The organism is Pseudomonas sp. Z1-29 (genome assembly GCF_051131995.1).
Classification (GTDB): domain Bacteria; phylum Pseudomonadota; class Gammaproteobacteria; order Pseudomonadales; family Pseudomonadaceae; genus Aquipseudomonas.
Map to the genome: position 1 here is coordinate 680,001 of NZ_CP071645.1, position 21,025 is coordinate 701,025.

Sequence of the window (21,025 nt, forward strand, 5' to 3'; positions counted from 1 at the left end):
ACCGCCCGTCACACCATGGGAGTGGGTTGCACCAGAAGTAGCTAGTCTAACCTTCGGGAGGACGGTTACCACGGTGTGATTCATGACTGGGGTGAAGTCGTAACAAGGTAGCCGTAGGGGAACCTGCGGCTGGATCACCTCCTTAATCGACGACCGCAGCAGCTTCATGAGCTCCCACACGAATTGCTTGATTCATTGAAGAAGACGATTGGGTCTGTAGCTCAGTTGGTTAGAGCGCACCCCTGATAAGGGTGAGGTCGGCAGTTCGAATCTGCCCAGACCCACCAATTTCATGGTGTTCCCTGTAGCGATACGGGGCCATAGCTCAGCTGGGAGAGCGCCTGCCTTGCACGCAGGAGGTCAGCGGTTCGATCCCGCTTGGCTCCACCATTACAGATTGGTACCAACGTTTAAAGCTTAGAAATGAGCATTCCACCGTACGGTGCCTGAATGTTGATTTCTAGTCTTTTGATTAGATCGTTCTTTAAAAATTTGGGTATGTGATAGAAAGATAGACTGAACGTTACTTTCACTGGTAACGGCTCAGGCTAAGGTAAAATTTGTGAGTTCTCTTAGTTGAGAAATTCGAATTTTCGGCGAATGTCGTCTTCACAGTATAACCAGATTGCTTGGGGTTATATGGTCAAGTGAAGAAGCGCATACGGTGGATGCCTTGGCAGTCAGAGGCGATGAAAGACGTGGTAGCCTGCGAAAAGCTTCGGGGAGTCGGCAAACAGACTGTGATCCGGAGATGTCTGAATGGGGGAACCCAGCCATCATAAGATGGTTATCTTGTACTGAATACATAGGTGCAAGAGGCGAACCAGGGGAACTGAAACATCTAAGTACCCTGAGGAAAAGAAATCAACCGAGATTCCCTTAGTAGTGGCGAGCGAACGGGGACTAGCCCTTAAGCTTCTTTGATTTTAGCGGAACGCTCTGGAAAGTGCGGCCATAGTGGGTGATAGCCCTGTACGCGAAAGGATCTTAGAAGTGAAATCGAGTAGGACGGAGCACGAGAAACTTTGTCTGAATATGGGGGGACCATCCTCCAAGGCTAAATACTACTGACTGACCGATAGTGAACTAGTACCGTGAGGGAAAGGCGAAAAGAACCCCGGAGAGGGGAGTGAAATAGATCCTGAAACCGTATGCGTACAAGCAGTGGGAGCCCACTTTGTTGGGTGACTGCGTACCTTTTGTATAATGGGTCAGCGACTTATTTTCAGTGGCGAGCTTAACCGAATAGGGGAGGCGTAGCGAAAGCGAGTCTTAATAGGGCGTCTAGTCGCTGGGAATAGACCCGAAACCGGGCGATCTATCCATGGGCAGGTTGAAGGTTAGGTAACACTGACTGGAGGACCGAACCGACTACCGTTGAAAAGTTAGCGGATGACCTGTGGATCGGAGTGAAAGGCTAATCAAGCTCGGAGATAGCTGGTTCTCCTCGAAAGCTATTTAGGTAGCGCCTCATGTATCACTGTAGGGGGTAGAGCACTGTTTCGGCTAGGGGGTCATCCCGACTTACCAAACCGATGCAAACTCCGAATACCTACAAGTGCCGAGCATGGGAGACACACGGCGGGTGCTAACGTCCGTCGTGAAAAGGGAAACAACCCAGACCGTCAGCTAAGGTCCCAAAGTTATGGTTAAGTGGGAAACGATGTGGGAAGGCTTAGACAGCTAGGAGGTTGGCTTAGAAGCAGCCACCCTTTAAAGAAAGCGTAATAGCTCACTAGTCGAGTCGGCCTGCGCGGAAGATGTAACGGGGCTCAAACCATACACCGAAGCTACGGGTATCACGCAAGTGATGCGGTAGAGGAGCGTTCTGTAAGCCTGTGAAGGTGAGTTGAGAAGCTTGCTGGAGGTATCAGAAGTGCGAATGCTGACATGAGTAACGACAATGGGTGTGAAAAACACCCACGCCGAAAGACCAAGGTTTCCTGCGCAACGTTAATCGACGCAGGGTTAGTCGGTCCCTAAGGCGAGGCTGAAAAGCGTAGTCGATGGAAAACAGGTTAATATTCCTGTACTTCTGGTTATTGCGATGGAGGGACGGAGAAGGCTAGGCCAGCTTGGCGTTGGTTGTCCAAGTTTAAGGTGGTAGGCTGAGATCTTAGGTAAATCCGGGATCTTAAGGCCGAGAGCTGATGACGAGTTACCCTTTGGGTGACGAAGTGGTTGATGCCATGCTTCCAAGAAAAGCTTCTAAGCTTCAGGTAACCAGGAACCGTACCCCAAACCGACACAGGTGGTTGGGTAGAGAATACCAAGGCGCTTGAGAGAACTCGGGTGAAGGAACTAGGCAAAATGGCACCGTAACTTCGGGAGAAGGTGCGCCGGTGAGGGTGAAGCACTTGCTGCGTAAGCCCACGCCGGTCGAAGATACCAGGCCGCTGCGACTGTTTATTAAAAACACAGCACTCTGCAAACACGAAAGTGGACGTATAGGGTGTGACGCCTGCCCGGTGCCGGAAGGTTAATTGATGGGGTTAGCTAACGCGAAGCTCTTGATCGAAGCCCCGGTAAACGGCGGCCGTAACTATAACGGTCCTAAGGTAGCGAAATTCCTTGTCGGGTAAGTTCCGACCTGCACGAATGGCGTAACGATGGCGGCGCTGTCTCCACCCGAGACTCAGTGAAATTGAAATCGCTGTGAAGATGCAGTGTATCCGCGGCTAGACGGAAAGACCCCGTGAACCTTTACTATAGCTTTGCACTGGACTTTGAATTTGCTTGTGTAGGATAGGTGGGAGGCTTTGAAGCGTGGACGCCAGTCTGCGTGGAGCCATCCTTGAAATACCACCCTGGCAACTTTGAGGTTCTAACTCAGGTCCGTTATCCGGATCGAGGACAGTGTATGGTGGGTAGTTTGACTGGGGCGGTCTCCTCCTAAAGAGTAACGGAGGAGTACGAAGGTGCGCTCAGACCGGTCGGAAATCGGTCGTAGAGTATAAAGGCAAAAGCGCGCTTGACTGCGAGACAGACACGTCGAGCAGGTACGAAAGTAGGTCTTAGTGATCCGGTGGTTCTGTATGGAAGGGCCATCGCTCAACGGATAAAAGGTACTCCGGGGATAACAGGCTGATACCGCCCAAGAGTTCATATCGACGGCGGTGTTTGGCACCTCGATGTCGGCTCATCACATCCTGGGGCTGAAGCCGGTCCCAAGGGTATGGCTGTTCGCCATTTAAAGTGGTACGCGAGCTGGGTTTAGAACGTCGTGAGACAGTTCGGTCCCTATCTGCCGTGGACGTTTGAGATTTGAGAGGGGCTGCTCCTAGTACGAGAGGACCGGAGTGGACGAACCTCTGGTGTTCCGGTTGTCACGCCAGTGGCATTGCCGGGTAGCTATGTTCGGAAAAGATAACCGCTGAAAGCATCTAAGCGGGAAACTTGCCTCAAGATGAGATCTCACTGGGACCTTGAGTCCCCTGAAGGGCCGTCGAAGACTACGACGTTGATAGGCAGGGTGTGTAAGCGCTGTGAGGCGTTGAGCTAACCTGTACTAATTGCCCGTGAGGCTTGACCATATAACACCCAAGCAATTTGCTGATCCTGCTCTGGAAACGGAGAAAGGCACCAGATTGCGGTGTGTGAAGACGAAATGAACCGAAAGTTCGAGTCAAAACCCACAAACTATCGCATACCCATTCGCTGGAACGTGACCGCAAGGCACGCGCTGGCTACCGAATTTCTTGACGACCATAGAGCATTGGAACCACCTGATCCCATCCCGAACTCAGAAGTGAAACGATGCATCGCCGATGGTAGTGTGGGGTTTCCCCATGTGAGAGTAGGTCATCGTCAAGATTAAATTCCGAAACCCCTATCTGCTGACGCAGGTAGGGGTTTTGTTTTGCCCGCAGGAAAGCGCTTGGGTGTTTCTATGCAACCGTCTTGTGCATGGCTATCATGCGGGCCTCGTTATCAGGCGCAGTTCGTATGCTCACGTTGCTAAAACTTCTGAAGGACGGCCGTTTCCATTCGGGCCAGGCGCTGGGTGCTGGGTTAGGTATCAGTCGTAGTGCGGTATGGAAACAATTGCAGCACCTGGAGGCGGAGTTAGGCTTGTCTGTGCATAAGGTTCGAGGCAAGGGGTATCGCCTGGCGAAGCCGCTGTTGCTTTTGGATGCGGCCGAAATCCGCGCGGCAGAAGGCTGTGAGTGGCCTGTTCACCTGTTTGATTCGATTGACTCCACTAATGCCGAAGCGCTGCGGTCCATCGGGCGTGGCGTGGAAGCGCCATTCCTTGTTCTGGCCGAGCGGCAGATAGCCGGTCGGGGACGTCGCGGCCGCAAATGGGTCAGCCCATTCGCCGAAAACCTCTATTACAGCCTGGTGCTGCGCATTGACGGTGGCATGCGGCAGATTGAGGGGCTTAGTCTTGTCGTCGGGCTCGCTGTCATGCATTCGTTGCGTGACATGGGAGTCGTTGAGGCAGGGTTGAAGTGGCCTAACGATGTGTTGGTAGGTGAAAAGAAAATCGCCGGCATACTGCTTGAGTTGGTAGGCGACCCTGCGGATGTTTGTCACGTTGTCCTGGGTGTCGGGGTAAACGTGAATATGCAATCGACTGATGAAGTTGATCAGCAGTGGACGTCCATGAGTCTTGAAGCGGGTCGTGATTTTGACCGGAACGAGTTGGTGGCGCGAATGAGTGGAAAGCTTCAGGGGTATCTGGAGCTGCATCATGCGTCGGGATTTGCAGCGATCCAGTCGGAGTGGGAGCAATACCATTTGTGGCAGGGGCGGGCTGTGTCGCTGATTGCCGGTATCAATCGGATTGACGGCGTGGTGATGGGCATTGATCGCCAAGGTGCGCTGCGTTTGAAGGTGGATGGTGTGGAAAAGATATTCAGTGGTGGCGAGCTCAGCTTGAGGTTGCGTGATGATTCTTGAGCTTGATTGCGGCAATAGTTTTATCAAGTGGCGCGTTGTTCGTGCAGATGGCGTCACCCCTGTCGGCGGTGGGGTAGTCGGCTCGGATAGCGATTTGCTTGCGAGCCTGACAGGCTCAGATAAATTTCAGCTGAAAAAATGCCGTCTTGTCAGCGTCAGGACTTCTGAGGAGACCGATTTGTTGGTCGCCTCCCTGGTAGAGACATTTGGCGTCTCCGTGGCTCGCGCAACACCTACCCAAGAGATGGCGGGCGTTACAAACGGTTATGAAGACTATGAGCGCTTGGGGCTTGATCGATGGCTGGCTTTGCTCGGTGGGTACCACCTGGCTTCGGGCGCATGCCTGGTTCTGGATTTTGGTACGGCAATCACGGCAGATTTCGTAGCGCCTGACGGGCAGCACTTGGGAGGGTTCATCTGCCCTGGTATGCCTCTGATGCGTAACCAGTTACGTACCCATACCCGGCGAATCCGCTATGACGATACTGCTGCAGAACGGGCTCACGAGAGTCTTGCTCCTGGCAGGGCAACGGTCGAGGCGGTGGAGCGTGGTTGTATGCTGATGTTGAGAGGCTTCGTGCTGACTCAGCTCGAATTGGCGCGGCAATATTGGGGAGAGGATTTCGAGGTGTTTCTAACGGGAGGGGATGCCGATCTGGTTTCCGGGGTTGTTCCAGATGCCAAGGTCGTGCCTGACCTGGTTTTTGTTGGTTTGGCGATGGCTTGTCCTTTGTCTTGAGGTTTTCTATGCGGTGGCTATTTTTGTTGTTGCTGGTTTTAAATGGCTTCTATTACATCTGGCATCAGCAAGAGGTCCCGCTTCGCGCCAAGGATGTCACTCCGCTGAGCCTGTATCGAGGTTCGCAGCAAGACATCCATCTCCTGAGCGAGACGGCGGATGCGCTAGTCAGGCGTGAGCCGGGTAAATCGAGTGAAGGGCAAAAGAACTGCAACTACCTGGGTGGCTTCGTTCGCCCGGAGCTGGCCAGGCAACTGGAGCAGCGACTGGTTTCTTCGGGGGTTGCGGGCCGTACCGTTACGTTTAGCTCGCCAGCGTCTCCAGAGTCTGGTGGATTCTGGGTCCAGGTTCCACCGGACAGCGCGGCGAAGATGAATGAGGTGCTGCTTCAAAACCTTTCCAAAGAATTCAATGAGTTAAAACATAAAATAATGCCTTGCGAAGGGGTTGCGCCTGCTGGGTAGTTTGCATAGAATGGCGCCCGCTTCGCAGTGAAGACCTTTAACGGTCATCGGTACGAAGCGGCGTCAACGCAGCTAACCTCAGGTTTTTTATGAGAAAATGCTTGACAGAAGGCTGGCATGATATAGAATGCCGGCTCGCTTAGGAGGGGTTCCCGAGCGGCCAAAGGGATCAGACTGTAAATCTGACGTCTACGACTTCGAAGGTTCGAATCCTTCCCCCTCCACCAGTTTTAGCGTGAGCTGCAAGCTCCGCGGGTATAGTTTAGTGGTAGAACCTCAGCCTTCCAAGCTGATGATGCGGGTTCGATTCCCGCTACCCGCTCCAAGTTTGCAGGTTGTGCAAAGTGTTTTGCTCTTGTAGCTCAGTTGGTAGAGCACACCCTTGGTAAGGGTGAGGTCAGCGGTTCAAATCCGCTCAAGAGCTCCATATTACAAGGCAGATATGAAAATATCTGCCTTTGTTTTAATGGCTCGTGTGACTCGCTAAATTCTTCTCCTAGGGGTGATTTCGATGGCTAAGGAAAAGTTCGAACGTAATAAGCCGCACGTCAACGTTGGTACCATCGGTCACGTCGACCACGGTAAAACCACGCTGACCGCTGCTCTGACCCGTGTCTGCTCCGAAGTTTTCGGTTCGGCCAAGGTTGACTTCGACAAGATCGACAGCGCCCCGGAAGAAAAAGCTCGTGGTATCACCATCAACACCGCTCACGTTGAATACGATTCGGCCGTGCGTCACTACGCACACGTTGACTGCCCAGGTCACGCCGACTACGTAAAAAACATGATCACCGGTGCTGCCCAGATGGACGGCGCGATCCTGGTTTGCTCGGCCGCCGATGGTCCGATGCCGCAAACCCGTGAGCACATCCTGCTGTCCCGTCAGGTAGGCGTTCCGTACATCGTTGTCTTCCTGAACAAGGCTGACATGGTTGACGACGCTGAGCTGCTGGAACTGGTTGAGATGGAAGTGCGCGACCTGTTGAGCACTTACGACTTCCCAGGTGATGACACTCCAATCATCATCGGTTCGGCTTTGATGGCTCTGAACGGCCAAGACGACAACGAAATGGGCACCACTGCGGTGAAGAAGCTGGTTGAGACTCTGGACAGCTACATCCCAGAGCCTGAGCGTGCTATCGACAAGCCGTTCCTGATGCCAATCGAAGACGTATTCTCGATCTCCGGTCGCGGTACTGTTGTGACTGGTCGTGTTGAGCGTGGCATCGTCCGTATTCAGGAAGAAGTTGAGATCGTCGGTCTGCGCGACACTCAGAAAACTACCTGCACCGGCGTTGAAATGTTCCGCAAGCTGCTCGACGAAGGTCGTGCTGGCGAGAACTGCGGCGTGCTGCTGCGCGGCACCAAGCGTGACGACGTTGAGCGTGGCCAGGTTCTGGTCAAGCCAGGTACCGTCAAGCCGCACACCAAGTTCACCGCAGAAGTTTACGTTCTGAGCAAGGAAGAAGGCGGCCGTCATACTCCGTTCTTCAAAGGCTACCGTCCACAGTTCTACTTCCGTACAACTGACGTGACTGGTAACTGCGAGCTGCCAGAAGGCGTTGAAATGGTAATGCCAGGTGACAACATCCAGATGACCGTCACTCTGATCAAGACCATCGCGATGGAAGACGGTCTGCGTTTCGCTATCCGTGAAGGCGGTCGTACCGTCGGCGCTGGCGTCGTAGCCAAAGTCATCGAGTAAACAGTTGTAATGTCTTTTTCGGGCCGGCATAATGGTCGGCCTGATTTTGTTTTAGGTCAGTAGCTCAATTGGCAGAGCGACGGTCTCCAAAACCGTAGGTTGGGGGTTCGATTCCCTCCTGACCTGCCAGATTCACTCGGTGTGTCTGGCTTTCTTTTCACAGGATCTTCATAGATGACTCCTAAAGCTGAAGCTCAAGGCTCTCGCTTCGATCTGCTCAAGTGGCTAGTGGTAGTCGCTTTGGTGGTTGTTGGCGTTGTCGGCAATCAGTATTTTTCTGCTTCGCCGATCCTGTACCGCGTACTTGCATTACTCGCTATTGCTGCTGTTGCTGCCTTTGTAGGCCTGCAAACAGCCAAGGGCAAGTCTTTCTTTGTACTCGCTAAGGAAGCTCGCACCGAGATTCGTAAAGTCGTATGGCCGACTCGCCAAGAAACCACGCAGACCACGTTGATCGTTGTGGCTGTTGTTCTGGTAATGGCGTTGCTGTTGTGGGGGCTTGATTCCCTGCTCGGCTGGCTTGTTTCCTTGATTGTTGGCTAAGGGTGTCCCGTGGCTAAGCGTTGGTACGTTGTGCATGCTTACTCGGGTTACGAGAAGCATGTCATGCGCTCGCTGATAGAGCGCGTAAAGCTGGCTGGCATGGAAGATGGCTTTGGCGAGATTCTGGTCCCCACTGAAGAAGTGGTGGAGATGCGTAACGGCCAGAAGCGCAAAAGTGAACGCAAGTTCTTTCCAGGCTATGTGCTGGTACAGATGGATATGAACGAAGGGACTTGGCACTTGGTCAAGGATACCCCTCGGGTGATGGGCTTCATCGGCGGAACCGCCGACAAGCCTGCGCCGATCACTGACAAAGAGGCAGAAGCAATTCTGCGTCGCGTCGCTGATGGTAGCGACAAACCGAAGCCGAAGACGTTGTTTGAACCAGGTGAAGTTGTACGGGTCACTGATGGTCCATTCGCCGACTTCAATGGTACGGTCGAAGAAGTTAACTACGAAAAGAGCCGGATCCAAGTGGCAGTGCTCATTTTCGGTCGCTCTACTCCGGTAGAGTTGGAGTTCAGTCAGGTCGAAAAGGTCTGATTGAGCAGGCATCCCAACCCCGCAGCCCAAGGCTGTGGGGTTTTGTCGTCACTGGGATAAACGCGCAAGCAACCGGGGAGCCTTTCGAGGCGTTCGAACCCGTAATTGGAGTGCCTCATGGCCAAGAAGATTACCGCTTACATCAAGCTGCAAGTGAAGGCCGCTCAGGCTAACCCAAGCCCACCCGTTGGTCCTGCACTGGGTCAGCACGGCGTGAACATCATGGAATTCTGCAAGGCTTTCAACGCCCGTACCCAGGGTCTTGAGCCAGGTCTGCCGACTCCAGTGATCATCACTGTCTACAGCGACCGTAGCTTCACTTTCGAAACAAAAAGCACCCCTGCTTCGGTTCTGCTGAAGAAGGCTGCAGGTTTGACCAGCGGTTCCGCTCGTCCAAACACCGTTAAGGTTGGCACCGTTACCCGTGCTCAGCTGGAAGAAATCGCGAAAACCAAAAACGCGGATCTGACTGCAGCTGATATGGATGCAGCCGTGCGTACTATCGCCGGTTCTGCTCGTAGCATGGGCCTTAACGTGGAGGGTGTGTAATGGCTAAGCTGACCAAGCGTCAAAAGGCTATCGCCGGCAAAATCGAAGCAGGCAAGGCCTACAACTTTGTAGACGCCGCCGCTCTGCTGGCCGAGCTGTCGACTGTCAAGTTCAGCGAGTCGTTCGACGTTGCTGTAAACCTGGGCGTTGACCCACGTAAATCCGACCAGGTCGTTCGTAGCGCTACCGTGCTGCCACACGGCACTGGCAAGACCGTACGTGTTGCCGTGTTCACTCAGGGCCCTGCAGCTGAAGCTGCTCTGGCTGCTGGCGCTGATCGCGTAGGCATGGACGACCTGGCTGCCGAAATGAAAGGCGGCGACCTGAACTATGACGTCGTGATCGCATCCCCGGATGCCATGCGTGTTGTAGGTCAGTTGGGTCAGATCCTCGGTCCACGTGGCCTGATGCCTAACCCTAAGGTTGGTACCGTGACTCCAGACGTAGCCACCGCGGTTAAAAACGCCAAGGCTGGTCAGGTTCGTTATCGCACCGACAAAAACGGCATCATCCACACTTCCGTTGGCAAGATCGGCTTCGACGCCGTCAAGCTGAAGGAAAACGTTGAAGCCCTGATCGCTGATCTGAAGCGTATCAAGCCAGCTTCTTCGAAAGGTATCTACGTCAAGCGCGTTACCCTGAGCACCACTATGGGCCCAGGTCTGATCATCGATCAGAGCTCGCTCGACGCGTAAGACTCAGGTTGGCGCAAGCGATTGCGCCAATCACATATTGGGGTCCCTGCCTGGCGGGGGCTGTCCAAGACCGTAGGCGACGCAAGTCTTAAACCACAAGCCTACGCAGATGGTGCTCCCGGTTCCTTACCGAATCAGACACCAAAACGACATTCGGTTTCGATCGGATGAAACGGTAACAAGCAGGAGTTAAACCCGTGGCAATTAATCTCGAAGACAAGAAGGCCATCGTCGCTGAAGTCAACGAGGCTGCCAAAGTCGCTCTGTCCGCTGTCGTGGCTGATGCCCGTGGCGTAACAGTAGGCGCAATGACCGGACTCCGTAAAGAGGCCCGTGAAGCTGGCGTTTATGTACGTGTCGTACGTAACACCCTGCTCAAGCGCGCTGTTGCTGACACTGAATACAGTGTTCTCAACGACGTGTTCACCGGCCCGACCCTGATCGCGTTCTCCAAAGATCATCCAGGCGCTGCTGCCCGTTTGTTCAAGGAATTCGCCAAGGGTCAGGACAAGTTCGAGATCAAGGCAGCTGCGTTCGAGGGCAAGTTCCTCGCAGCTAATCAGATCGATGTACTGGCAACACTGCCGACCCGCGACGAAGCCATTTCGCAGTTGATGAGCGTGATTCAAGGCGCCACCAGCAAGCTGGCTCGTACTCTGGCTGCAGTTCGCGAGCAAAAAGAAGCTGCCGCGGCCTAAGGCTGAGCACTTTCTCTCGCGCTTTTTTGTTTATTTCGATGGCCGCGTAGGCCGTCCCCCAATTCAGGAAATACAGTAATGTCTATCTCCCAAGACGATATCCTCAACGCCGTAGCTGAAATGTCGGTTCTGCAGGTTGTTGAGCTGATCAAAGCTTTCGAAGAAAAATTCGGCGTTTCCGCTGCTGCTGCTTCCGCTGGTCCAGCTGCTGCTGCCGCTGTTGTTGAAGAGCAAACCGAATTCAACGTCATGCTGACCGAAGCTGGCGAGAAGAAAGTTAACGTGATCAAGGCAGTACGTGAACTGACCGGTCTGGGCCTGAAAGAAGCCAAGGCTGTAGTTGACGGCGCTCCTGCCATGGTTCTGGAAGCTGTTGCCAAAGACGCAGCTGACAAAGCCAAAGCAGTACTGGAAGAAGCAGGCGCTAAAGTCGAGCTGAAGTAAGCATCGACTTTGCGTCTCCAGCCCGAGCGTTAAGCGACAGGCTGATGGCTGGTGGCTCTTGCCACCGGCCTTTTTCCGTTATTGGCAGCCGACTGGGTCGGTGCTGATCACGCGCTGTAACCACCCGATGTGGTGGCGCAAACCAAGGGGTTTGCACGATTTTCTGGCTGCTCCCGTCGGGAGGGGCCAAACAAGCAGGTGACCAAGCTGGGGAACGCTGATGGCTTACTCATATACTGAGAAAAAACGTATCCGCAAGGACTTTAGCAAGTTGCCGGACGTCATGGATGTGCCGTACCTCCTGGCCATCCAGCTGGATTCGTATCGTGAATTCTTGCAAGCGGGAGCGACTAAAGATCAGTTCCGCGACGTGGGCCTGCATGCGGCCTTCAAATCCGTTTTCCCGATCATCAGCTACTCCGGCAATGCTGCGCTGGAGTACGTCGGTTATCGCCTGGGCGAACCGGCATTTGATGTCAAAGAATGCGTATTGCGCGGTGTGACTTACGCCGTACCTTTGCGGGTAAAAGTGCGCCTGATCATTTTCGACAAAGAATCGTCGAACAAAGCGATCAAGGACATCAAAGAGCAAGAAGTCTACATGGGTGAAATCCCCCTGATGACTGAAAACGGTACCTTCGTAATCAACGGTACCGAGCGTGTAATCGTTTCCCAGCTGCACCGTTCTCCGGGCGTGTTCTTCGACCACGACCGTGGCAAGACGCACAGCTCCGGCAAACTGCTCTACTCCGCGCGCATCATTCCTTACCGCGGTTCGTGGCTGGACTTCGAGTTCGACCCGAAAGACTGCGTATTCGTGCGTATCGACCGTCGTCGCAAGCTGCCTGCATCGGTATTGCTGCGCGCGCTCGGCTATACCACCGAGGAAGTGCTGGACGCGTTCTACACCACCAACGTCTTCCATGTGCAGGGTGAAAACCTGAGCCTGGAGTTGGTGCCTCAGCGCCTGCGCGGTGAAATCGCCGTCCTGGATATCCAGGATGACAAGGGCAAGGTTATTGTCGAGCAAGGTCGTCGTATCACCGCTCGCCACATCAACCAGCTGGAAAAAGCCGGGATCAAAGAGCTGCAGGTGCCGATGGACTACGTCCTGGGTCGCACCACCGCCAAGGTCATCGTGCATCCGGCCACTGGCGAGATCATTGCCGAGTGCAATACCGAGCTGACCACCGAGATCCTGGCGAAAATCGCCAAGGCTCAGGTTGTTCGCATCGAGACTCTGTACACCAACGATATCGACTGCGGTCCGTTCATCTCCGATACGCTGAAGATCGACTCCACCGGCAACCAACTGGAAGCCCTGGTCGAGATCTATCGCATGATGCGTCCTGGCGAGCCGCCAACCAAGGATGCCGCCGAGACCCTGTTCAACAACCTGTTCTTCAGCCCTGAGCGCTATGACCTGTCTGCGGTCGGCCGGATGAAGTTCAACCGTCGTATCGGTCGTACCGAGATTGAAGGTTCGGGCGTGCTGAACAAGGACGACATCGTTGCGGTGCTCAAGACCCTGGTCGACATCCGTAACGGCAAAGGCATCGTCGATGACATCGACCACCTGGGTAACCGTCGTGTCCGCTGCGTAGGCGAGATGGCCGAGAACCAGTTCCGTGTTGGCCTGGTGCGTGTCGAGCGCGCGGTCAAGGAACGTCTGTCGATGGCTGAAAGCGAAGGCCTGATGCCGCAAGACCTGATCAACGCCAAGCCAGTGGCTGCGGCGGTGAAGGAGTTCTTCGGTTCGAGCCAGCTGTCGCAGTTCATGGACCAGAACAACCCGCTGTCCGAGATCACCCACAAGCGTCGTGTCTCCGCACTCGGCCCAGGCGGTCTGACTCGTGAGCGTGCAGGCTTCGAAGTTCGTGACGTACACCCGACTCACTACGGTCGCGTATGCCCGATCGAAACGCCGGAAGGTCCGAACATCGGTCTGATCAACTCCCTGGCTGCCTATGCGCGCACCAACCAGTACGGTTTCCTTGAGAGCCCGTACCGTGTGGTGAAAGACGCCCTGGTTACCGACGAGATCGTATTCCTGTCCGCCATCGAAGAAGCTGATCATGTGATCGCCCAGGCTTCGGCCACGATGAACGACAAGAAAGTCCTGACCGACGAACTGGTAGCTGTTCGTCACTTGAACGAGTTCACCGTCAAGGCGCCGGAAGACGTCACCCTGATGGACGTATCGCCCAAGCAGGTAGTTTCGGTTGCTGCGTCGCTGATCCCGTTCCTCGAGCACGACGACGCCAACCGTGCGTTGATGGGTTCCAACATGCAGCGTCAAGCTGTACCGACCCTGCGTGCCGACAAGCCGCTGGTAGGTACCGGCATGGAGCGTAACGTTGCCCGTGACTCCGGCGTTTGCGTCGTGGCTCGTCGTGGTGGCGTGATCGACTCCGTCGATGCCAGCCGTATCGTGGTTCGTGTTGCCGATGACGAAGTTGAAACTGGCGAAGCCGGTGTCGACATCTACAACCTGACCAAGTACACCCGCTCCAACCAGAACACCTGCATCAACCAGCGTCCGCTGGTGAGCAAGGGTGATCGGGTTCAGCGCAGCGACATCATGGCCGACGGCCCGTCCACCGACATGGGTGAACTGGCACTGGGTCAGAACATGCGCATCGCGTTCATGGCATGGAACGGCTTCAACTTCGAAGACTCCATCTGCCTGTCCGAGCGTGTGGTTCAGGAAGACCGCTTCACCACGATCCACATTCAGGAACTGACCTGTGTGGCCCGTGACACCAAGCTTGGCCCGGAAGAAATCACTGCGGACATCCCGAACGTGGGTGAGGCTGCACTGAACAAGCTGGACGAAGCGGGTATCGTTTACGTAGGTGCCGAAGTAGGCGCAGGCGACATCCTGGTCGGCAAGGTCACTCCGAAAGGCGAGACCCAACTGACTCCGGAAGAGAAACTGCTGCGTGCCATCTTCGGTGAAAAAGCCAGCGACGTGAAAGACACCTCCCTGCGTGTGCCTACCGGCACCAAGGGTACCGTCATCGACGTACAGGTCTTCACCCGTGACGGTGTCGAGCGTGATGCTCGTGCATTGTCCATCGAGAAGACTCAGCTCGACGAGATCCGCAAGGATCTGAACGAAGAGTTCCGTATCGTTGAAGGCGCGACTTTCGAACGTCTGCGTTCCGCTCTGGTAGGCCACAAGGCCGAAGGCGGCGCAGGCCTGAAGAAAGGTCAGGAAATCACCGACGAAGTTCTCGACGGCCTTGAGCATGGTCAGTGGTTCAAACTGCGCATGGCTGAAGACGCTCTGAACGAGCAGCTCGAGAAGGCCCAGGCCTACATCGTTGATCGCCGCCGTCTGCTGGACGACAAGTTCGAAGACAAGAAGCGCAAACTGCAGCAGGGCGATGACCTGGCTCCAGGCGTGCTGAAGATCGTCAAGGTTTACCTGGCAATCCGTCGTCGTATCCAGCCGGGCGACAAGATGGCCGGTCGTCACGGTAACAAAGGTGTGGTCTCCGTGATCATGCCGGTTGAAGACATGCCGCACGATGCCAATGGCACCCCGGTCGATGTGGTCCTCAACCCGCTGGGCGTACCTTCGCGTATGAACGTTGGTCAGATCCTCGAAACCCACCTGGGCCTCGCGGCCAAAGGTCTGGGCGAGAAGATCAACCGCATGATCGAAGAGCAGCGCAAGGTCGCCGACCTGCGTAAGTTCCTGCACGAGATCTACAACGAGATCGGCGGGCGCAACGAAGAGCTGGATACCTTCTCCGACCAGGAAATCCTGGACCTGGCGAAGAACCTGCGCGGCGGCGTTCCAATGGCTACCCCGGTGTTCGACGGTGCCAAGGAAAGCGAAATCAAGGCCATGCTGAAACTGGCAGACCTGCCGGAAAGCGGCCAGATGCAGCTTTTCGACGGCCGTACCGGCAACAAGTTCGAGCGTCCGGTTACCGTTGGCTACATGTACATGCTGAAGCTGAACCACTTGGTAGACGACAAGATGCACGCTCGTTCTACCGGTTCTTACAGCCTGGTTACCCAGCAGCCGCTGGGTGGTAAGGCGCAGTTCGGTGGTCAGCGTTTCGGGGAGATGGAGGTCTGGGCACTGGAAGCGTACGGTGCTGCTTACACTCTGCAAGAAATGCTCACAGTGAAGTCGGACGATGTGAACGGCCGGACCAAGATGTACAAGAACATCGTGGACGGCGATCACCGTATGGAGCCGGGCATGCCCGAGTCCTTCAACGTGTTGATCAAGGAAATTCGTTCCCTCGGCATCGATATCGATCTGGAAACCGAATAACACGTGACGCGAATCGAGAGCGGGGCTGTCTTGCCCGCTCTCTGCTCCGCCAGGAGGAAAGGCCTTGAAAGACCTACTGAATTTGCTGAAAAACCAGGGTCAAGTCGAAGAGTTCGACGCCATCCGTATTGGATTGGCCTCGCCTGAGATGATCCGTTCGTGGTCGTTCGGTGAAGTTAAAAAGCCGGAAACCATCAACTACCGTACGTTCAAACCCGAGCGTGACGGCCTGTTCTGCGCCAAGATCTTTGGCCCGGTAAAGGATTACGAGTGCCTGTGCGGTAAGTACAAGCGCTTGAAGCATCGCGGCGTGATCTGCGAGAAGTGCGGCGTTGAAGTTGCGCTGGCAAAAGTTCGTCGTGAGCGCATGGCGCACATCGAGCTGGCTTCGCCGGTTGCCCACATCTGGTTCCTGAAATCGCTGCCGTCCCGTATCGGCTTGCTGATGGACATGACCCTGCGTGATATCGAGCGCGTTCTCTACTTCGAGAGCTATGTCGTTATCGATCCAGGCATGACCACCCTTGAAAAAGGTCAGTTGCTCAACGACGAGCAATACTTCGAAGCGCTGGAAGAGTTTGGCGACGATTTCGATGCCCGCATGGGTGCCGAAGCTGTCCGCGAGCTGCTGCACGCTATCGACCTGGAGCACGAGATTGGTCGTCTGCGCGAAGAGATTCCGCAAACCAACTCCGAAACCAAGATCAAGAAGCTGTCCAAGCGTCTGAAGTTGATGGAGGCCTTCCAGGGTTCCGGCAACCTGCCAGAGTGGATGGTGCTGACCGTTCTGCCGGTACTGCCGCCAGACCTGCGTCCACTGGTTCCGCTGGATGGCGGTCGTTTCGCGACTTCCGACCTCAACGATCTGTATCGTCGAGTGATCAACCGTAACAACCGCTTGAAGCGCCTGCTCGATCTGTCCGCTCCGGACATCATCGTGCGCAACGAAAAGCGTATGTTGCAGGAAGCGGTCGACGCACTGCTCGACAACGGTCGTCGTGGTCGCGCTATCACTGGTTCGAACAAGCGTCCTCTGAAATCCCTGGCTGACATGATCAAGGGTAAGCAAGGTCGTTTCCGTCAGAACTTGCTCGGTAAGCGTGTTGACTACTCGGGTCGTTCGGTAATTACCGTAGGTCCGACCCTGCGTCTGCACCAGTGCGGTCTGCCTAAGAAGATGGCACTGGAACTGTTCAAGCCGTTCATTTTCGGCAAGCTGGAAATGCGTGGTCTCGCTACCACCATCAAAGCTGCCAAGAAAATGGTCGAGCGCGAGCTGCCAGAGGTCTGGGACGTTCTTGCCGAAGTGATTCGCGAACACCCGGTGCTGCTCAACCGTGCACCGACCCTTCACCGTCTGGGCATCCAGGCGTTTGAACCGGTACTGATCGAAGGCAAGGCTATCCAGCTGCACCCTCTGGTCTGTGCTGCGTACAACGCCGACTTCGACGGCGACCAGATGGCCGTACACGTACCGCTGACGCTGGAAGCCCAGCTCGAAGCGCGTGCGTTGATGATGTCGACCAACAACATCCTGTCGCCAGCCAACGGTGAGCCAATCATCGTTCCGTCGCAGGACGTTGTATTGGGTCTGTACTACATGACTCGTGAAGCGATCAACGCCAAGGGCGAAGGTCGTGTGTTCGCGGACCTGCAGGAAGTTGACCGGGTGTTCCGTGCCGGCGAAGCCGCACTGCACGCCAAGGTCAAGGTGCGGATCAACGAAACCGTTAACGATCGTGATGGTGGCAGCGTCAAGAACACTCGCATCGTCGACACCACTGTTGGTCGTGCGCTGTTGTTCCAGGTTGTTCCACCTGGCCTGTCGTTTGACGTCGTCAACCTGCCGATGAAGAAAAAGGCGATCTCCAAGCTGATCAACCAGTGCTACCGCGTGGTTGGTTTGAAAGAGACCGTGATCTTCGCCGACCAGCTGATGTACACCGGTTTTGCCTATTCGACCATCTCCGGCGTTTCCATCGGTGTTAACGACTTCGTTATCCCTGATGAAAAAGCCCGCATCATCGGTGCTGCCACTGAGGAAGTGAAAGAGATCGAGAGCCAGTACGCGTCCGGCCTGGTAACCCAGGGCGAGAAGTACAACAAGGTGATCGACCTCTGGTCGAAGGCGAACGACGAAGTATCCAAGGCAATGATGGCCAACCTCTCGAAAGAGAAAGTCATCGATCGCCACGGCAACGAAGTCGACCAGGAATCGTTCAACTCGATGTACATGATGGCCGACTCGGGTGCGCGGGGTTCTGCTGCGCAGATCCGTCAGCTCGCCGGTATGCGTGGCCTGATGGCCAAGCCGGACGGCTCCATCATCGAGACGCCGATTACCGCGAACTTCCGTGAAGGTTTGAGCGTACTTCAGTACTTCATCTCCACTCACGGTGCTCGTAAGGGTCTTGCGGATACCGCGTTGAAAACCGCGAACTCCGGTTACCTGACCCGTCGTCTGGTAGACGTGGCGCAGGATCTGGTTGTGACCGAGATCGATTGCGGCACCGAACACGGTCTGGTCATGACACCGCACATTGAAGGCGGTGACGTTGTCGAGCCGCTGGGTGAGCGCGTATTGGGTCGTGTCATTGCCCGTGACGTATTCAAGCCGGGTACCGAGGACGTCATCGTTCCTGCTGGCACCCTGGTTGACGAGAAGTGGGTCGAGTTCATCGAGCTCAACAGCATCGACGAAGTGATCGTGCGTTCGCCGATCAGCTGCGAAACCCGCTACGGCATCTGCGCCAAGTGCTACGGCCGCGATCTGGCTCGTGGTCACCAGGTGAACATCGGTGAAGCGGTCGGCGTTATCGCTGCCCAGTCCATCGGTGAGCCGGGTACCCAGCTGACCATGCGTACGTTCCACATCGGTGGTGCGGCAAGCCGGACCTCCGCGGCAGACAGCGTTCAGGTGAAGAATGGCGGTACCGTCCGTCTGCACAACCTGAAGCACGTTGAGCGTGTCGACGGTCACCTGGTGGCTGTGTCCCGTTCCGGTGAGCTGGCGATTGCCGACGACTTCGGTCGCGAGCGCGAGCGCTACAAGCTGCCGTACGGTGCTGTGATTTCGGTGAAGGAAGGTGACAAGGTTGACGCTGGTGCCATCGTGGCCAAGTGGGATCCGCACACTCACCCAATCGTCACCGAGATGAAAGGTACCGTGACCTACGTGGGCATGGAAGAAGGCATCACGATCAAGCGTCAGACTGACGAATTGACCGGTATGACCAACATTGAAGTACTCGACGCGAAAGATCGTCCAGCTGCCGGCAAGGACATCCGTCCTGCTGTGAAGATGGTCGATGACAACGGCAAGGATCTGTTGCTGCCAGGCACTGACGTAATCGCTCAGTACTTCCTGCCAGCCAACGCCCTGGTCGGTGTAGCGGATGGTGCGAAGATCGCGATCGGTGATGTTATCGCGCGTATCCCGCAAGAAACTTCGAAGACCCGTGACATCACCGGTGGTCTGCCGCGTGTTGCCGACTTGTTCGAAGCTCGTCGTCCGAAAGAGGCCTCGATTCTGGCTGAAGTCAGCGGCACCATCGCGTTCGGTAAAGAAACCAAGGGCAAGCGCCGTCTGGTCATTACCCCGAACGACGGTACCGATCCGTACGAAGAGCTGATTCCGAAGTGGCGTCACCTGAACGTCTTCGAAGGCGAACAGGTAAACCGCGGCGAAGTTATCTCCGACGGCCCGAGCGATCCACACGACATCCTGCGTCTGCTGGGTGTGAGTGCGCTGGCCAAGTACATCGTGAACGAGATCCAGGACGTTTACCGCCTGCAAGGCGTGAAGATCAACGATAAGCACATCGAGACCATCCTGCGTCAGATGCTGCGTAAAGTTGAAATCGCTGAATCCGGCGATTCCAGTTTCATCAAGGGCGACCAGATGGAACTGACTCACGTACTGGTGGAAAACGAGCGCCTGGGTGCGGACGACAAGTTCGTGTCCAAGTTCACTCGTGTGCTGCTGGGTATCACCAAGGCGTCGTTGTCCACCGAATCGTTCATCTCGGCGGCTTCCTTCCAGGAAACCACCCGCGTACTGACCGAAGCGGCGGTAACCGGCAAGCGCGACTACCTGCGCGGCCTGAAAGAAAACGTGGTCGTGGGTCGTCTGATCCCGGCCGGTACCGGTTTGGCCTACCACAGCGAGCGCAAGCGCCGCCGTGAAGCAGACAAGCCGTTGCGCGTAAGCGCCAGTGAAGTGGAAGCTGCACTGACCGAGGCACTGAACTCGAGTGGTAACTGAGTTCTGCGCTGATTGAGTGCCTGGCCCCGGTCGCCCCAATTCGGCGGATCGAGACAAATTGTCGAGATCCGGCGGGTGGGGAGGTCGGGGCCTTGCCTTGACTGGGGACAAGATCCTCTTTAGACTCTTGATCCCCTAAATTTGGCGGGAATTCGTTCCTGCCATTTTGCTTTTCTTGTAAGACAATAGCGTCGCAAGACAACAGTGGAGCTAGTAGATGGCAACTATCAACCAGCTGGTACGTCAGCCGCGTAAGCGTATCGTCGAGAAATCCGACGTGCCTGCGCTGCAGAACTGCCCGCAACGTCGTGGCGTATGCACCCGTGTGTATACCACCACGCCGAAAAAACCTAACTCGGCACTGCGTAAAGTATGCCGTGTGCGTCTGACCAACGGTTTCGAGGTTTCCTCGTACATCGGCGGTGAAGGCCACAACCTGCAAGAGCACAGCGTGGTACTGATCCGCGGCGGTCGTGTAAAAGACTTGCCAGGTGTTCGTTACCACACCGTCCGCGGTTCTTTGGATACTTCCGGCGTCAAAGGTCGTAACCAGGGTCGTTCGAAGTACGGTACCAAGCGTCCGAAGTAATCGGTCGTTTTGCAGTTTTTCATTTTTATTGAGTCGATAAGAGTAAGGTCGGGCAAGCGTGAGCTGTCCCGGGCTAACCTGAAGACCGCTTGAGGGCTTATCATGCCAAGACGTCGCGTAGCAGCCAAACGTGAGATTCTGGACGATCCGAAATACGGAAGCCAGATCCTCGCCAAGTTCATGAACCACGTTATGGAGAGCGGCAAGAAAGCCGTTGCCGAGCGTATTGTTTATGGCGCACTGGACAAAGTTAAGGAACGCAAGAACAGCGATCCCCTGGAAATCTTCGAGAAAGCTCTCGACGCCATCGCTCCGCTGGTCGAAGTGAAGTCGCGCCGTGTAGGCGGTGCTACTTACCAGGTTCCGGTCGAAGTTCGTCCTTCCCGTCGTAACGCCCTGGCAATGCGCTGGCTGGTAGACTTCGCCCGCAAGCGCGGCGAGAAGTCCATGGCTCTGCGTTTGGCTGGTGAACTGTTGGACGCTGCTGAAGGTAAAGGTGCTGCAGTTAAGAAGCGTGAAGACGTGCACCGTATGGCTGAAGCCAACAAGGCTTTCTCGCACTACCGCTTCTAATTTTAGCGTCACTCAATTTGCGA

Annotated in this window: 14 protein-coding genes, 6 tRNA genes and 3 rRNA genes (1 of these 23 running past the window's edge); all 23 read left to right on the forward strand. The window is 55.4% G+C overall.

The features are described from left to right. Window positions 1–145, forward strand: a 16S ribosomal RNA gene (locus J3P84_RS03170); it begins 1,394 nt to the left of the window's first position. A 65-nt stretch (window positions 146–210) separates the two neighbouring features. Then, window positions 211–287: transfer RNA gene (locus tag J3P84_RS03175), tRNA-Ile, on the forward strand. 27 nt (window positions 288–314) lie between these two features. Continuing rightward, window positions 315–390, forward strand: a tRNA-Ala gene (locus J3P84_RS03180). Window positions 391–641: 251 nt separating this feature from the next. Then, window positions 642–3,533, forward strand: a 23S ribosomal RNA gene (locus J3P84_RS03185). Between the two features lie 164 nt (window positions 3,534–3,697). Then, window positions 3,698–3,813 (forward strand): 5S ribosomal RNA (gene rrf / locus J3P84_RS03190). Together the 16S, 23S and 5S rRNA genes with 2 tRNA genes alongside form the textbook arrangement of a ribosomal RNA operon. Before the next feature lie 132 nt (window positions 3,814–3,945). Beyond that, on the forward strand, window positions 3,946–4,902 hold the full coding sequence (gene birA / locus J3P84_RS03195) for a bifunctional biotin--[acetyl-CoA-carboxylase] ligase/biotin operon repressor BirA (RefSeq protein WP_434627766.1): 957 nt from the start codon (window positions 3,946–3,948) through the stop codon (window positions 4,900–4,902). Next, window positions 4,892–5,641: a pantothenate kinase gene (locus tag J3P84_RS03200; protein ID WP_434627769.1), complete on the forward strand. Its 750-nt coding sequence runs from the start codon at window positions 4,892–4,894 to the stop codon at window positions 5,639–5,641. The genes birA and J3P84_RS03200 overlap by 11 nt, the downstream gene beginning before the upstream one ends. Before the next feature lie 8 nt (window positions 5,642–5,649). Further along, window positions 5,650–6,105 (forward strand): hypothetical protein, encoded by a 456-nt coding sequence (locus J3P84_RS03205; RefSeq protein ID WP_434627772.1) that lies wholly within the window; start codon window positions 5,650–5,652, stop codon window positions 6,103–6,105. Between the two features lie 142 nt (window positions 6,106–6,247). Further along, window positions 6,248–6,332: transfer RNA gene (locus tag J3P84_RS03210), tRNA-Tyr, on the forward strand. Window positions 6,333–6,356: 24 nt separating this feature from the next. Continuing rightward, window positions 6,357–6,430: transfer RNA gene (locus J3P84_RS03215), tRNA-Gly, on the forward strand. A gap of 26 nt (window positions 6,431–6,456) precedes the next feature. Further along, window positions 6,457–6,532, forward strand: a tRNA-Thr gene (locus J3P84_RS03220). An 84-nt stretch (window positions 6,533–6,616) separates the two neighbouring features. Beyond that, window positions 6,617–7,810, forward strand: a complete 1,194-nt coding sequence (gene tuf, locus J3P84_RS03225; RefSeq protein WP_003186103.1) for an elongation factor Tu — start codon at window positions 6,617–6,619, stop codon at window positions 7,808–7,810. A 53-nt stretch (window positions 7,811–7,863) separates the two neighbouring features. Next, window positions 7,864–7,939 (forward strand) — tRNA-Trp (locus J3P84_RS03230). A gap of 45 nt (window positions 7,940–7,984) precedes the next feature. Next, entirely contained in the window at window positions 7,985–8,353 is a 369-nt protein-coding gene (gene secE / locus J3P84_RS03235) for a preprotein translocase subunit SecE (protein ID WP_024776457.1), read from the forward strand. A 9-nt stretch (window positions 8,354–8,362) separates the two neighbouring features. Then, window positions 8,363–8,896 (forward strand): transcription termination/antitermination protein NusG, encoded by a 534-nt coding sequence (nusG, locus tag J3P84_RS03240; protein WP_010443972.1) that lies wholly within the window; start codon window positions 8,363–8,365, stop codon window positions 8,894–8,896. A 117-nt stretch (window positions 8,897–9,013) separates the two neighbouring features. Continuing rightward, window positions 9,014–9,445 carry a 50S ribosomal protein L11 gene (gene rplK, locus J3P84_RS03245; protein ID WP_003176435.1) on the forward strand — a complete coding sequence of 144 codons (432 nt, stop codon included), beginning with the start codon at window positions 9,014–9,016 and terminating at the stop codon, window positions 9,443–9,445. Next, window positions 9,445–10,140, forward strand: a complete 696-nt coding sequence (rplA, locus tag J3P84_RS03250) for a 50S ribosomal protein L1 (protein ID WP_030138521.1) — start codon at window positions 9,445–9,447, stop codon at window positions 10,138–10,140. Before rplK ends, rplA begins: the two co-directional genes overlap by 1 nt. A gap of 197 nt (window positions 10,141–10,337) precedes the next feature. Next, on the forward strand, window positions 10,338–10,838 hold the full coding sequence (rplJ, locus tag J3P84_RS03255; protein WP_047230484.1) for a 50S ribosomal protein L10: 501 nt from the start codon (window positions 10,338–10,340) through the stop codon (window positions 10,836–10,838). 78 nt (window positions 10,839–10,916) lie between these two features. Further along, window positions 10,917–11,282 carry a 50S ribosomal protein L7/L12 gene (gene rplL, locus J3P84_RS03260; protein ID WP_053125869.1) on the forward strand — a complete coding sequence of 122 codons (366 nt, stop codon included), beginning with the start codon at window positions 10,917–10,919 and terminating at the stop codon, window positions 11,280–11,282. Between the two features lie 220 nt (window positions 11,283–11,502). Further along, window positions 11,503–15,576 carry a DNA-directed RNA polymerase subunit beta gene (gene rpoB / locus J3P84_RS03265; RefSeq protein WP_434571472.1) on the forward strand — a complete coding sequence of 1,358 codons (4,074 nt, stop codon included), beginning with the start codon at window positions 11,503–11,505 and terminating at the stop codon, window positions 15,574–15,576. A 64-nt stretch (window positions 15,577–15,640) separates the two neighbouring features. Further along, window positions 15,641–19,840 carry a DNA-directed RNA polymerase subunit beta' gene (gene rpoC / locus J3P84_RS03270; RefSeq protein ID WP_434627776.1) on the forward strand — a complete coding sequence of 1,400 codons (4,200 nt, stop codon included), beginning with the start codon at window positions 15,641–15,643 and terminating at the stop codon, window positions 19,838–19,840. A 217-nt stretch (window positions 19,841–20,057) separates the two neighbouring features. Further along, window positions 20,058–20,429: a 30S ribosomal protein S12 gene (rpsL, locus tag J3P84_RS03275; RefSeq protein ID WP_003186084.1), complete on the forward strand. Its 372-nt coding sequence runs from the start codon at window positions 20,058–20,060 to the stop codon at window positions 20,427–20,429. A gap of 102 nt (window positions 20,430–20,531) precedes the next feature. Continuing rightward, a complete protein-coding gene (gene rpsG / locus J3P84_RS03280) occupies window positions 20,532–21,002 on the forward strand; it encodes a 30S ribosomal protein S7 (RefSeq protein WP_003186074.1) in 471 nt (156 codons plus the stop codon). Window positions 21,003–21,025: the final 23 nt, after the last annotated feature.

Excerpts from the sequence above, each read along its gene's own strand:
- birA (WP_434627766.1), top strand. The coding sequence starts at position 3,946 with ATGCTCACGTTGCTAAAACTTCTGAAGGACGGCCGTTTCCATTCGGGC.
- J3P84_RS03200 (WP_434627769.1), top strand. The coding sequence starts at position 4,892 with ATGATTCTTGAGCTTGATTGCGGCAATAGTTTTATCAAGTGGCGCGTT.
- J3P84_RS03205 (WP_434627772.1), top strand. The coding sequence starts at position 5,650 with ATGCGGTGGCTATTTTTGTTGTTGCTGGTTTTAAATGGCTTCTATTAC.
- tuf (WP_003186103.1), top strand. The coding sequence starts at position 6,617 with ATGGCTAAGGAAAAGTTCGAACGTAATAAGCCGCACGTCAACGTTGGT.
- secE (WP_024776457.1), top strand. The coding sequence starts at position 7,985 with ATGACTCCTAAAGCTGAAGCTCAAGGCTCTCGCTTCGATCTGCTCAAG.
- rplK (WP_003176435.1), top strand. The coding sequence starts at position 9,014 with ATGGCCAAGAAGATTACCGCTTACATCAAGCTGCAAGTGAAGGCCGCT.
- rplA (WP_030138521.1), top strand. The coding sequence starts at position 9,445 with ATGGCTAAGCTGACCAAGCGTCAAAAGGCTATCGCCGGCAAAATCGAA.
- rplL (WP_053125869.1), top strand. The coding sequence starts at position 10,917 with ATGTCTATCTCCCAAGACGATATCCTCAACGCCGTAGCTGAAATGTCG.
- rpoB (WP_434571472.1), top strand. The coding sequence starts at position 11,503 with ATGGCTTACTCATATACTGAGAAAAAACGTATCCGCAAGGACTTTAGC.
- rpsL (WP_003186084.1), top strand. The coding sequence starts at position 20,058 with ATGGCAACTATCAACCAGCTGGTACGTCAGCCGCGTAAGCGTATCGTC.
- rpsG (WP_003186074.1), top strand. The coding sequence starts at position 20,532 with ATGCCAAGACGTCGCGTAGCAGCCAAACGTGAGATTCTGGACGATCCG.